The organism is Aliirhizobium sp. YIM B11859, from assembly GCF_057163345.1.
Genome location: NZ_JBXHAY010000004.1, coordinates 231,750 through 245,786 on the forward strand (window position 1 = coordinate 231,750; position 14,037 = coordinate 245,786).

Here is a 14,037-nt window from a genome sequence, read left to right on the forward strand (position 1 = left end):
GCAGCGGGTCTATCGGATCTTTCTGAATCCCGACCACCGGGAAGGCGTTGAGGATTGAAATGATCCAAGGATCATAGGGTTGATCGTGTTGATAGATGTGCGGCGTCGGCGAAAGCCTTGGTGGACCGCGCCGCACCCAGCTCGTAGCGCAGGCAGAGTTCCTCCGTCAGCTTGAGAAGGTCTGACAGCATTGCCTCATCAACGATGCGGCAGGGGGCGATATCGACTTCCGTGTGATGCACGACATGACCCGTCTTCAGGGATTGTGCGGTGATGTCATCGATATTGATATAAAACTCCTCCTGCTTATCCTCTGCCAGCGACAGGTCCTTGAGCGCGAACTTTTCTCGAAAGACGGTGTGCGAGATGACCGGTTCGAAACGCACGCTAGGGAATTTGCCTGTCTTCGATGCCAGAAAGAGTGGATTGCGTAAATCTTCGCGGCCGTCGGCACTTGAGTTCATCAGGTCATCGGTCCCCATCTGCAGATCGTCGATCCAGTTGAACTCCAGCCGGGCGATCACTGCGCTTGTGCCATAGCGGACGGAGGGCAGTTCAAGATTGAGCGGGTGCATGTTCGCACCCATCGGCGCACCCCAGGTCATGAACTTGCTCGACATCAATCGCTGACGCAGCGTGAAACCGGCAGCGATCAGGCCGTTTTCGAGCGCCGATGCGGGGTCGTCATAATAGAGGTCGACGCTTTGCGGGCCGGGAGCGCGGTCAAAGCGCTCGACGGCGAGAGCGGCAAAGCGGCTGTCCGGCCCTAGCAGAAGTTCGCCTGCCTTGCCGTGGCCAAACTGGTGAAGTGCATTGCGTAGCCGTCGAATGGAGTTGTCCGTCAGCGGACGCAGACGTCCCTCGTGTTCAAGCGAAAGTTCGACAGGCTTGTTCTTGTCATTCGGCCGGACCGGTTTCCAGTGCAGCAGCCGGAAGCCACGTCGGTCCAGCGTTTCGGTGAGGTCGGGAATTCTTGCCCGAACGTCATCCCTGAACCTGCGCAGGCTTTCCGGCTCCACCTCGCCTGGGCAAGCGATCGCCGTCACCGGACCGGGGATACTGACAGGGTCTTCCAGCCGGGCGCAGAAGCGGGCAAGCCATTTCATCCCTTCGCCATAAAGCGCCAGCGCGACATCCTCGCGCGAGGGTGTCTTTTCCAGGCGGCCCTGCGGCAGCCCTAACAGGTTGGCTGCCATGGCAAGTTCGTATCGGGCCTCCCAGAAGCGGTCACCATGTTCATTGGCGAACTCGGCAACCTTCTTGAGGCAAATCCTGACGAGATCCGGCGTCCAGAGCGCAGCATTGATGCGATAGCTGAGGCTGGCACCATCAGCGTCGGTCGATCTGTAGTCCACCTTGAAGCCCTGTCCGTCATAGGGCTTTTCCATGGGGCCGGTATTTTCAACGAAATGAGTGAGCTTGGCGATATCGAAGAGATAGTCGCCATTCAGCCATTCCTTCGGGTCGATGAATTTCAGCTCCAGCTTGCCGCCTTCTCTCCGCAGAAGGATGTTGCCGGGGTTCGGGTCGCCATGGACGACGGTGGAGAAAGGAGCGGCGATGCGATCCAGATAGGCTGAGTTCCGCTGGATCAGATCTAAGTAAGATTGCCATGGTGCATAACACTCGCCATTGATTTCCAGCGGTCGAGATCTGAAGCGCGGGTCGAATGCGGCCGTCTTGTTCAGTCGTTCTATAATCCGCCCGAGATAGTCTTCCCGAATGCTCGGTATGGCGCGTTTGTTCTTGCTTGAGGAGAAGCCAAGAAACATGACGTTCAACGCATGCTCCGTCAGTTCCGGCGGAGAGCCGCTGACGGACTTTCCCGGTTTCGGGAAGAACCTGTCTTCAAGCGATACCCAGCCGTCACCGGGTGGAAAGAATTCCATCAGATAGGCATAGGGTGGAGTGTCGCGAACCGCATAGACCACAGGCCATGCCTTGCGGTAGTCGTCGTGAAGCTTGGCATTGCCGCGGATGAGGTTCATAGTTATCGCTTCTTTCGCCAGCTTCTCTTCTTTCCGGTCGAGCTTGAAGGCGAAAGGCGCCTGGAATTTGTAGAAGGCCACGACATCGGCGGTGTTGCCGCCTGAAAGCGACTTGCCCTCGATCTCCAGCTTGGCCACCGGCAGGCCCTTGGCGACGACCGACTCGATCAGGTCTTTGGCGATACCGTCCGCCATCCGCTTGATTTCCTCCCGCTCAGGTGGAACGGCGTCACCTTCTTCATCCGTCTCCTGCAGAAGTGCGCTGATCGCTTCGGTCAACACATCCTTCAGGTATCTTTCCTGATCCGTCATTATGTCGCGCTCCCGTCTCTACTGGTTGATGGACGCCCGCAGGTTCTTCACCTGCTGGATCAGGTCACTGACCGGCACCTCCTGCGCCTGCCGCGCGGCCTCCTCGCGCTTCAAGTCGTTATTCGCATTGCGAATGCCCTGCTCGATGGCCATGACCAGCCGCTCCCGACGCGCGGCTTCGGCCAGCGATACGGCGATCTGGGTGCGCAGGTCCTGGTTCTGTGTCTGTAGATCTCGAAGGCTTTGGAGGTCCGCCCTTATGCGCGAAAGCTCGGAGCGCTTGGCAGCTATTTCCCTGTCCAGGGCCGAGACCCGCTGGTTGCTTGCCCTCAACGCGGCATTCAGGCGGGCATTCGCCGTATCCAATGCGTTTGCCCGTGTTGTCAGCGAGGCGACCCGCTGTTCATAGGCGCCGGTCGCGGTGCCACATGCGCCACCCCGTAGGCCACCCTCGCGAGGATCGGTGCTGACGTCGGAGCAACATCCGGTCAGCACTCCCAGGCCGAAAAGCAACAGCTCTTTCCAACTTAATGCCACCCGCATCAGAGCTTCTCCTCGACATCGGTCAGGGTTGCACGGCTCTCGATGAGCCGCTCCTTGCCATGCTCGGCCGAATTGATCTGCGGGTTCAGCGACGAACCGCCTGAAACGCGGGTCTTGAGGGATTCGAGTTGGGCAATCTCTCTTTCTGCTGCGCGGATCGCGTCGGAGATCGCACCCTTATCGTCGGAAATCGCAGCCCGGAGGGCGGCCCTCTCACGCGCATTGGTTTTGCCGAGCGCCGCCGCCTGCTGACGCCGCCTGATGACGAGAGAGTTGGCCGTGGAAACCATTCCGGAAAGCTTGGCATTGTTGGCACGGGCCTGCCGGATGACGGCGGTCAGTTCGTCTTCCTGGCGCACGTAGCTTTTTTTCTTTTCCGCCACGCCCTGTCCGACGCTGCCGCCCACCAGCGTTCCGATGATGCCGCCGATCAGCGCGTTGCGCGCGACCTGCCTCCCGTCGCCTCCGCTGAGAGCCGTCACTGCTGCAGCACCAACCGCACCAATCATGGCACCGGCCGCCGCACCTTCCGTGACTGTGCGCCGGTAGTCAGCTGTCTGGCCTGCCAACCGACCTGAGCCGATGCCGCCGCTTCGACCGGATGCGTTGCTGCCTTCCAGATCGGTAGCCGAGGTCTGGCAGGAGACGAGCACGAGGCTCACAAACAGGGCTGCCACGATTTTGAAGATTCTGCCGAAATGCATTGTGCCTCCAGTCTTGTCAGAGATCTCGAAAGAGTTTGGCCAGGAGATCGGGACTACACAGCCCGTCTTTTGCGCTGCCGAGACGGATGTCGACAGTCGCTTTGGCTTCGGTGATTTCAGCCGGAGAGAGGCCGCGGTAGTAGGTCGCCATCTCGTCGAAGGCCCGCCTGGCATCGCCGGTCTCGCTCATGATGCTGCGACGTATTTCCGGCGCCGTCTCGAAGCTGCCGGGGATGACCCTGATGCAGGCCAGCGGAATGCCGGCAGCCGACAATGCTTCCCGATAGGCCTGGGCAAGCTTGGCACTGAGCAGATAGACGGCGGTTATTGCCTCGTTCTTGCCAAGACCTGGCGGCGCCAGCGCTAGGATCTGCGGTGGCAGGAATGTCTCTATGACGATCTCGTTGGTGCCTGGCGGCATAGGGTTTGCCCTCGCTGCCATGCGCTGGCGCATGTCGTCGCCAAATGGCACACTCAGCCTCTGCCCCTCGGCATAGAAAGGCGCCAGCGGTTTGATCGGGATGGAAAAATGCCCGATGTCCAGATGGCCGGGCGAGGCCTGGTTCTTGAGCGCTTCCAGCCGTAGCTCGACCTGCGACAGGGTCTCGTTGGCCATCGAAAGCAATCTGCTTTTTTCCGCCAGCTCCTGCGCCTGCAGATCGTTCTCGCGTTTCAGGCGTTCGGTTTCGGTCTGTGCCAGTGCCACCAGTCTTGCCTGTTCTTCCAGCGCCTGGCGAGAAGCGAGATTTTGAGACTTGCGCGGCAGCTTTTCCGCGGTCGCTTCCGGAGACGCCAGGGCCGAGGCGGCCTGATCAATCTGCTGGCCTATGCCGACAATGCCGAGCAGCAGGATCGCGATGGCAAACAGCGATATCATCAGGTCCGATCCCGGTCCGTAGGCGTCCTCGAGTGGTTCAGGAAGGCTAACGTCCATCGGTCGGCCCTCCGCCTGCCACCACAGCTGCGGGAGAAGCCTTGGCGAACGGCAGAATTTGCCGAATGCCGTCCCATTCGCGCATTGCGATCTGGCCCGCAGAAATTGCCGCGACCGCGACGATATACGCCACGAAGGCGCGCCGCGCCTGACGCGCGCCGTCACGTTGCAACCTGGTGATCATAGCGCCGACAATGGCGCCCGAACCGGACAGATTTTTCTCGACACCATTGGAAATGCCACGCGCGAGACTGTCGCGCAGCGTCTCGTGCAGTCCGGCGGAGAGCGCGTCGTTCGTTCTGGACAGGCCTGTCGACAGCGACAATGCGATGCCGTTCAGCGCCGCATTGGTCGTTTCACGGCTTTTCTCCATGGCGCTTTCAAGCGAGGTGGCACTTTCCGCAACGTGTCGGCCGACGTCGGTGATCAGCTGCTCCATTCGTTGCGACGCCATCGTCTCGATGGATCGCATTTTTTCAGCGATCTCGCTTGCATGCCGGGTCGCATCACGGCCCTGTTCGAGCACGGCCTTGATGTCCGAACTCTGGCGAGCGAACAGCAGCACCGGTTCCGAAAGACCGTCGGCCACTATCTTTGCGGTGGCGTCCAGCCTGCCGGCATGTCCGTGGATATCGGAGCGCATGTCTGCGAGCGCGCGGATATTGTCCTTCAGTGCTTCACGCAGATCCTCCGCGGTGCGCACCAATTCCTCGTTGCCCGTCGAGATGTTCCTGAAAAACCTCTGTGCGTTGATTGCAAGCCGTTGGATCCCGCTGATCAGCCTGGCTTCCCGCGACCGCGCAAGTGATGCGAGCAACGCAATGAAGATCGAAGCGACAATGCCGGCGATCGAGGTCCCGAAGGCCAGGGTCAGTCCCTCGACGACATCGCCCATCAGGTCGCTGACGCGTTGCATCATGTTTCCGAATTCGGCGACCTGTTGCATGTTGCTGCTCGCGCCCATCTGTGCGCCGCGCAGAACAAAGACCTGCTGGACCTGTTGAAGTGACAGGATCAGACCGACAAACGTGCCGAGAATGCCGGTGCGGATCGCTACCGTCTGGACCGAGGCGATCCGGTAGGAAAACGCCCTGATGCCTTGCTCCTCGGCGCGTATGGCGAGATGCGCCGGCTCGTAGCGGAAGAAGCGGGCATCGTTGTGCAGGATGGACAGGATGCGCCCGGTATAAGTCGAGAGCCTGCGGGCTGTATCCTCGTCATTGTCGCCAAGCAGGCCGGATGCCGCAAGATCCGGCGATGTATGACGATAGAGGGTCGGGTCGTGGTGGAGATAGTCGTGGATACGCCTGTCGACAAAGGCAATGACCGCGAGTTCCTCGCGTTCTCTGCGCAGTCCGGCCGCTGCCAGCCCCGCCGCCAGGAAGAGTGAACCGAAGAAGACGCCGCCTGCCGACCATAACGCAAGCTGCGATGCGAAAACGGGGGCCAACATCTCGAGATGGCGCCGGTCAAACAGGCCCAGGGCTGCAATCGTGATCGCAAGCGCTCCAAGCATTGCCGCGAGGCCAGTCTTCTTCATGGCGCATCCCTGATCGGATCGTGAAAATAAATTCACCAATAGTATGTGTGGGGGACTTGATCAATCCATGAGTTTATATTTATTTAAATGCAATCTAAAATTGATAATGTGATATGGCGACGATGGTCGAGAGCTCCGGATTGATAGGACGGCTTCTGAAGCTGGGCTCGGTCCCGAAACGTGTGCTGGATCGCCCAGCGCGCCCGATCGGCGATGTTTCGACCACCGCACGGGTGACGCTTACCGCCATCAGCCGCAGCGAGACGAGTGGCCAGTTGATCCTGGGAGCGGAGCTGGATGCGACGCTGGGTTTCTCCTCTTACAGATGTATCGCTCCGCTCCATGGGAGCTTTCACCGCATGGAAGTCATACTTGATGGGGCGGTGCTCACTGGCCTGCAGACGCGGTGGGGCAGGCATTGCAGGCCGACACTCGTCATGGCCGAAATGCCGCTGGAGAACGAACAGGTCTTTGTTGTGCCGTTTCAGGAAGAAGGCACGGCAGGCATTACCGCAAATACGATCGGGGACTTTTCCCGTTTCAATCCGACTATAGGCTCCGTGTCGCTCGAAGACAGGGAAAACAGCCGGCTACTGCAGCATCTCCTCACCACCTGCATTGCTGAGGTCGATCCCTATCGCCACGGTAATTCGGGCCTTTGCGCGTCGATCCCGCTTCCTCTGGTGGAAATCGCTCTTTGGCCGGGAACTCAACCGCCCGCGAAGCCGCTTTGGCAGCTTTATCACCAGGCACGCAAGGCAAGCACCCAGCGATTTGCCGTGCTGCCGGCAAAGCATGGCGAGCTGGCCATGTGGCATCGCGAAGTCGCGGATGCGCTCAAACCGGACTGCGACAGATGGCTCGAACACGGCCGGCCTGTCGGTGACGCCTACCTGACGGAAGCGATCGTGTCGCGGCAGGCAGACATTGTGGCATGGCAGGCGCTGGCGGGATCCGATGCAGCGCGCGGGCTCGGTATCGGCACGCCTGTGGCGGCTCTCGCCAAGATTTATCTCGGTCAGGCGATCGCCGCATGGGCGCGATTTCAGTCTTTCGATGAATTGATCGGCCTTGGCGCATCGACAGATGGCGCACGCGCCCGCAGCGAACTGTTCCTGCTGCTTGAGGATATCACCAAAAGTGATGGGCCCGAGGCGATGCTGATCGCAATCCGAGATGCCCTTTCAAACGGCCGGACCATGTTCGCGCAGCCGCAGATCGAAGAGCTTCTCCATAAGGTTTCGAGGCGTCTGAATGCCCTTTGACGCGAACCTTTACCAATGTCTTGCGCTTATCACGCCGCGGGAAAGCTCGCTGGGGCATGGATCGGGCATGGTGCTCGGAGATCGTCATATCCTGACCTGCGCGCATGTTGTGGATATCAACTACTTCCACCGGGCATACGATCGGGAATTGACCCACGAGGAGCGGCGTGACGCCAATATCCAGCTGGCGAAGGATATTGGGCGCATCAAGGTCACCGTGCGCCTTTTTGACGGGGTGTATCGCGAAGCGTGCCTTTTGGCTGTAGATGCTGCGATCGATATGGTGCTGTTGCGCCTCGATCAGCCGATCCGAGTCCCGGTCCGCCTTCCTCCGCCTGCAGGCGATCTCGCCTTGGGAAAATCGATGCCGCTCACGGCACTTGGAATGGCGCGCGCCAGCAATGGCTCTTTCCGGATCGCCTCGAATGCGCTTTCACCGCGCGCGAACGAGAATTCCGACAGCAAGGTATCCTCCTTTTCCGGGGACGCAGCGCCGGGGATGAGTGGTGGGCCGATCTTCGCCCAGACGGCCGAAGGTTACCGGCTTGTCGGAATGCTGGCACTGGGAGGAAACACCGTCGATTATGTCCGTGGCATCCGTGATCGGGAAATTTTCGCCTTCCTGCGGCAGATTTCGGCACCAGTAGATTGGTATGGGCCGGCCTTCGGTCTCGCGCATGCGTTTACGACCCCGATCGGGCAGGCGGAAGGAGGGATCCAGTGGATCCGCAGCGCCAACGCGGGAGCTGATCTAACGGTGCCGGCCGGCCAACCTCGACAGATGGGAGCCGAGTATATGGCCTCGCAGCCTCTGACACTCGCCGACGTTGATGCCTTGCTCGGTATTTCTCGCACCCCGATCCTTCAGGAGGCCCGCAGGCTTTGTCTGGCAGAGTTCAGCGCGGATGAGGCAGACAGGGTCTGCAGCTTGTTATCTGCCACGACAGGCTTTGATGTCGCACCTCCGGCAATGGCTGGGCTCGTTGCGATCGCCGCCCGGTTCGAAGCCTGTTCTGTCGAAACACCGGGCGACCAGTTCGATCGTATTGCCAATCTGCCCTTCGCAATCTGGCAGTTGCACAAGGCCGGCGGCTTCGCTGTCGGACCCGAGCCGGCGCTCGAATGGATTGCTGAAGGTTCGTTGTCAAAAGCCTTTTTCAGTGGTGCGGACTTAAGGCCGAGGCGCGAGAGTTCGCTAGCGCGGTCGTCTTCCCGCCGGGGCCGGGCGCTGCTGCGGCCCCGCTTGTCTCTCGATCTCTGGGACGGAATGGCGATCGGATGAGCGACGGTGCAAAATCTTTGCCGGGTATAGAAACTGACTTTGAGGGCGAAATGTCGACCGTGACGGCGAATGAAGAGGCTATTGCTGTCACTGATCCCATTGAAAATGCGACGGACGGCCATGCATCGATCGGTGCTCGGGATGACAGAAAGAGGCGAACCGAGATATCCGAGCTGCCAGCGGCGGATGAGGGGAGTGGCAGCTTCAAGTCCAGTCCGAGCAGGGCGCCACAATCTGAGGATGATCGCTCGGCTTATGTCTTTCAGCTTGTCGATGCCGAGGGCGGAGCGGACCTTTTAGAATTCGCCTCCTATCTTGCCGAGGAAGGGTCGACTTTCCTTCGCCATCTGATGCATGTCGCCGGCAGCTTGGTTGGCCAGGGGCTCGACGGACGGCCGCAACCGATCGCCGGTCTTGCCCTTCGCTCCGCGGATGCTGCCCCGCTTTTGGCGCTTGCGCAAATTCTGGCAGAAGGCGACGAGAAGGCAGTCATCATCGCGTCCTATCAGGGGGATCTTGCGGCGGGAAACTCTCCTGCTCTTTTGGCTGAGGCGATCTCGCGATACCACGCATCCGGGAATCTGACGGGTGAAGTCATCGTTTTTCTCCTGCCCGACGCTATGCGCATGCGCGGCTGGGAAAAGGCGACACTTTGCGATGAAGATCCGCTCTCGCGTCTCATGCTTGCGCTTGGCAAGCGCCTGATCATTGGTTTCGATTTGGCGAGCGCCCATCCGATGAGCAGGGTGGTGAATGCCGATACGCGCATCATGCCCTTGCCTTGGGCACTGCCGGAGATTTTTCGTCGTGCCGGCAGGAGCGACTTCAGCCTAAGCCGCATAGACAGCCGCTTGTTGCTGCAGATGGAGCGGGAAACGGCATGGTGCGGCCCTGAAGACGACGTGCGCGAACGCGGTCGTCTTCAGCAACTGGCAGCCGGTCTGCAGGAGGCAACGGGTGCTGGAGAGCTCCAGACGCGCCTTCAACGATTGCTGGCGGATGACGGCTACGATATCGAGGCGACCTGGGCACAGCGTGGCAGATGGGTATCCGAGGCGTTCGGGCTTCTCGATCCGTCGAAAAGCGAGAGCACCGGAACCTTTCCCTGCGGTCCTGTCGTCTTGCGACAGGCAATCCTGTTCAGTGCCGCGTTCTGCAGAACACTCCCCGGCCATCAGTTTATGAGGGTCGTTCGTGCCACGGTTGATCTGAACATGCCGTTGAGGCCGTCTGAACTCATGCCGCAGGACCGGTTGGATCTGCCGGCATCTCCGGCGTCGGAAGACGAAAAGGTCGATCCTGCGCCGGAAATGCCTCGGTTGGGAGACTATTTCGAACGTTATTTCGATCGCCTGTGCCGCGAATACGACATCGTAGTGGATGGTGGTTGCCTCAAGCTCTCTGGGAAGTGGGGCGGCTTTCCGCTTGCCGCGTTCATCGGGGAAAATGCCCCAAACCAGGCAGCAAGTCTCGCCAAAAGCCTGATCGTAAATATCCAGGGTCTGGATCTGCAGGACTTCGTGGAAAATGCGGCGCTCATCGACATACTGGCCTCCGCGAAGATCCATCTCTCCGCAAGCTTCGAAAATCATCTCCTGGTCAAATGGTTGGCGGAACACACATTCCGGCCGTTTCTGCCACATATCATGGAGGCGCAGGCGCTGAGCGAACTAGTGGAACACGTCAGGACGAGCGCCACCGACAGTGCCACTCTGATTGCCGACATTCTGCAGGCCGATAATTCGAAAAAGACGGCCGAGCATGCGCGTGAGGCTGGCTGGCAGATGGCGCGAACCATAACCCTGTTTTCCAATGCCTGCCGGCAGATCGTCGATGCAGACAATATCCGTCGCGACCTTGCAGAGGAGGAAAACGGCCTGCTGGCAACCCTTCTCAAGGATCAGAATTGGGTCGCTAACTTCGTCGTCGGTGTTTGCGTCGGAATTCTGTTGATGGACCCCCGCCCACCCGGCGCGGTGGATCGTCGAGACCTCTACGCTCTGATCCGCAGATCCGTCCGCATTGAAGATCCCAAGCTGCGGGCGGTTCGTCACCTGTTTTCGCACTATCTCAACATGCGCACCGACGCGATCGGCGCAGCCTTCGGCGAGTTGGAGCAGGCGGAGAAAATACTTCGGGTCCTGGATGAGGGAGATTGCGATATACCGTCATTCTGGCATGGCGTTACCGATGGCATCATCGAGCTTCTGCTGAATTTCGATATTCGCTGGCCGCCTGCGGACGGCAATCTTTTGAGTTACGACGCAATGCAGGGGCGCCGATACACGGCCCAGGTTGTGGGACAAGGCAATCCTGTTCCCGTGGTGGAACAGCGCTACCCCGGAGAAACGGACGACTACGTCCTCAAAAGACTGGTGACAGGCTTTTTTGCATGTCCGCCCGCGCTCTGGCTGGAGCGAAGCCTGAACCGGTTGGCAGTGGACGATGCCGCACACCGGTTGCGCGACTGTATCTATGTATTGCTGGATGGCGTGCCGTCGAAGGCGGTTGCATGGCTTGCCATCGACAGACGCGAGCATGAGCAAAGGATGCTCCGCAGCCTGTGCATCAACTGTGGCGCCGAACCGCTGCGGACCGTCGATGAATTGCCTGATCGGCTACATGCGATCACGGATTTCTCCCACGTTTCGCCGGCCGGCGAGGCGCTTATCCGACTTTATGGGGTGTTCCGGGCTGCCGTCCTTCTCCACTGGCGTTTTCAGATGTTCGGTGTCGGGTCGATCGCGGCCGGCTCTGAACCCGCTGAAAACTTCACCGCGATGCTTAAGAAACTGAGCAACGGCGTTCCGCGCGACGTGCTGGCAGGCCTGATCGAAGCCCTGACCATACTGCAAACAGTCACCAGAAACGCGCTGGAGGACCATGCCGCCGCGCTTGGAGACCCTGTCGCTGCGGAATTTTACAAGGCAAAGGCCGAAGCGATCACCAGACTACGGCGGCATATCGAGCGGTTGCGACACTGACCCACCGAGTGGAAGGAGATCGGCATGAACGAATACGGCTCACTGGCGCCCTGCACCTATCGCGAGGCGGTGGCACGGCTGGCGCCGGGCGAAAAAACCCCGGACGGATTTGACGTCGTCACGCTCGATGCACGCGGGCGAGCGATCTCCGGTCCAAGAATGCTGCTGCCGGGCAAAAAATACCGCATCGCCGTCACCCGTGATTTCTATCGCTCAATTTCAGATGCGACCCGGAAATTGCGGGAGCAGCTCGAGCCGATTTTGTTCACCACGAGGGAAGCCGTGAATTTCGATCTCGATCTGCGCATCGCCACTTCTGGGCGTCGCAGCGCCAATATCGCCGAGTGCCATTTTCATGAGAGCAAGGGACCGGAGCAACTGTTCTACGCCTTCTTCGGCAACGAACTTCGCGCCCTTCTTGAAAAATCGGCGCAGGAGCAGACGAGCGACATCGACACGCGGATCGCCGAAAGCAAGGAGAAATGGGAGCCGCTGCTCAAGGACAAGCTGGAACGGCGGTTCGAGATCGGCGTTGAAATCAACTTTCTCATCGAGAAGACGGTGGAACAGGACAAGCGGATCGCCACCGACGGTGCATCGCCTCTCCATGTCGCCTTCACCGACCGCATCGACCGCAATATGCCGTTGAGGGTGGATCTGCGCATCCGTCGCATGCAGGACGGCAAAAGCAGCCGAGCATTGCCGCGCGGCGAAACAAAGCTACGCAACGTCCTGCTCGATGTCGTCAGCAAGGCCTGCGCCGAGGAGCTGATGCTTTTCGATTATTGGTATCGACCGGAGCAGATGCGGCAATCCGTTGCGGCGCGACTGACAGCATATCTTGCCGAATATGCCTACGAGGTCGCCAATCTCGTCGTGGTCCGCGATGAGGCAAGCATTGCTCCACCTCCGCCGAGCGTAAAGCTTGAAACGACCGTGCGCTGGCAGGACACGCGAGGCTACGAACTTGAATTCAGGGCCGACGCGGTCGCCGAGGTCAAGGAGGATGGGGCGGGTCTTTACGATCGGTGCGGCCAGCCGGAGCGTGCCGGCTGGTTCAGGGAGACGATCTCCGATTGTCTGAGCCATGTCCTGGCGGGGGTCGCGATCAACGATCTGGGCGAGGCCCAGATCGCCGCATTCAACAGAGACGTCAAACAGCGGATTTCGGAGCGCGCCGACGGTATCGGCCTAAGGCTCGATGTATTTTTTGCATCCGTCTTCCTGCCGCTGCACGGCTGGCTGAAGACCCGCAGGGTCGCGGTGCCGGAACAGGATTACCTGACGGCGCATCCCAAGATCCCCGGCACGTTCAGCATGGATATGGAGGTCCGGTTCGAAAGCCGGACAGCTTTGGAGCCCTTTTTTATCGAATATACCCGAAGGACCGGCGGACAGAACAGCCGGGTCCCCGATGACGACTTCATCCGTGACAAGCTTGTCGAGGTCGCCCGCGAAGCGGCGGAACTGATCATGCAGTCGACCCCTGCGGAGGTCTATTTCAGCAATTTCATCGGCGCAGCACGGTGGAATAGTTCGATGTCGGAGCTGCCGGACCCGGGAAATGTCGACGCAGACGATAATCTGGTTTTCGCCAAGCTCGTTTCCATTCTCGAAAATCGCTATCCCGGCGTCACGCTTGTCGGCCTGCATTTTCATCGGCTCGATCGTTGCGTCGAAGACCTGCGGCAACTGGTGGCGGCGGTGCGCATGTTGCAGTTTGAATGCACGGTCAAGGACCGCCACGTCGGCAATGCCGGTCTTGACCGCGACATCAAGGGATACGTCACCGTCGAAAGTGGATCGGCCGAACGTATCGTCATGATGTTGAACAATGATTTCCACTTGCTGGCAGCCGATAGATTTAAGGCCGACCTTGTGAGGCACCTGAAAATCGTCGCCGAAAACCGGCTCAGCCGTGCGGACCAGATGGAGATAGAATCGCTCATGGGATCACTGACGCTGGATGGCGAGGCCTTTCGCAGTCCCGTCGCGGGTCTACTGGACAATCATTTGCGGCAAGCCCTGAAGGACGATTTCGGCCTCATCGCCGGACGTATAGAATTTACGGCCGAACTGTCGTCTGGAGAGGAAGCGCTGCGCACTCTTGCAAGTGAGGAGATGAGCGTGTCCCTCGGCGCTCTGCAAAAGGAATATGCCTCGCTGCTCCAGCAACTCTCGAACCTGCTGGAACAGCGACAGGCGATAACCTCGACCTCGGTGGAGGACAACAAGAGGCGCAACGACCTGACAGCCGAGATCGAAAAGACCACGCTTGCTCTGCAGGCGCTGCGACAGAGGGCGTCACGCGGTCGGCTTGGCGATCCGGCCGATCTCGTCAGCCAGGCGCAGCAGGTCTATCTGCCACATGCCAAGAGGTCCCAACCGCATCTGCCAATCGCAGACATGGCGCGTGACCCAGGCCCTTCCGATGTGAATGGTGGAGCGTCTGACGAGGATCTGTGAAATAGGCCATCTCGTCCAT

9 protein-coding genes are annotated in these 14,037 nt (G+C 59.7%); 4 read left to right on the forward strand and 5 right to left on the reverse strand.

Annotation, left to right across the window (positions count from 1 at the left end):
- Positions 1-71: 71 nt before the first annotated feature.
- Genes AC2GXZ_RS17565 through AC2GXZ_RS17585 form a run of 5 tightly spaced genes read right to left on the reverse strand, consistent with a single transcriptional unit; the run spans position 72 to position 6,021 of the window.
- Positions 72-2,300: a phosphotransferase family protein gene (locus AC2GXZ_RS17565; RefSeq protein WP_483760478.1), complete on the reverse strand. Its 2,229-nt coding sequence runs from the start codon at positions 2,298-2,300 to the stop codon at positions 72-74.
- Between the two features lie 18 nt (positions 2,301-2,318).
- On the reverse strand, positions 2,319-2,843 hold the full coding sequence (locus AC2GXZ_RS17570; RefSeq protein WP_483760479.1) for a hypothetical protein: 525 nt from the start codon (positions 2,841-2,843) through the stop codon (positions 2,319-2,321).
- A complete protein-coding gene (locus AC2GXZ_RS17575; RefSeq protein WP_483760480.1) occupies positions 2,843-3,547 on the reverse strand; it encodes a hypothetical protein in 705 nt (234 codons plus the stop codon). Before AC2GXZ_RS17575 ends, AC2GXZ_RS17570 begins: the two co-directional genes overlap by 1 nt.
- A gap of 16 nt (positions 3,548-3,563) precedes the next feature.
- The gene (locus AC2GXZ_RS17580) at positions 3,564-4,481 is read right to left on the reverse strand and encodes a hypothetical protein (protein ID WP_483760481.1); all 918 of its coding nucleotides are present in this window, start codon (positions 4,479-4,481) and stop codon (positions 3,564-3,566) included.
- Complete coding sequence (locus AC2GXZ_RS17585; protein WP_483760482.1) at positions 4,471-6,021, reverse strand: hypothetical protein; 1,551 nt, start codon at positions 6,019-6,021, stop codon at positions 4,471-4,473. The genes AC2GXZ_RS17580 and AC2GXZ_RS17585 overlap by 11 nt, the downstream gene beginning before the upstream one ends.
- Positions 6,022-6,134: 113 nt before the next feature.
- Here AC2GXZ_RS17585 and AC2GXZ_RS17590 point away from each other — a divergent pair, with 113 nt between their 5' ends.
- The 4 genes from AC2GXZ_RS17590 to AC2GXZ_RS17605 are packed head-to-tail and all read left to right on the forward strand — an operon-like array spanning position 6,135 to position 14,018.
- Entirely contained in the window at positions 6,135-7,286 is a 1,152-nt protein-coding gene (locus AC2GXZ_RS17590; protein WP_483760483.1) for a hypothetical protein, read from the forward strand.
- Positions 7,276-8,568, forward strand: a complete 1,293-nt coding sequence (locus tag AC2GXZ_RS17595; protein ID WP_483760484.1) for a S1 family peptidase — start codon at positions 7,276-7,278, stop codon at positions 8,566-8,568. The genes AC2GXZ_RS17590 and AC2GXZ_RS17595 overlap by 11 nt, the downstream gene beginning before the upstream one ends.
- A 50-nt stretch (positions 8,569-8,618) precedes the next feature.
- Positions 8,619-11,552, forward strand: a complete 2,934-nt coding sequence (locus AC2GXZ_RS17600; protein WP_483760485.1) for a hypothetical protein — start codon at positions 8,619-8,621, stop codon at positions 11,550-11,552.
- Between the two features lie 24 nt (positions 11,553-11,576).
- A complete protein-coding gene (locus tag AC2GXZ_RS17605) occupies positions 11,577-14,018 on the forward strand; it encodes a hypothetical protein (protein WP_483760486.1) in 2,442 nt (813 codons plus the stop codon).
- Positions 14,019-14,037 lie beyond the last annotated feature (19 nt).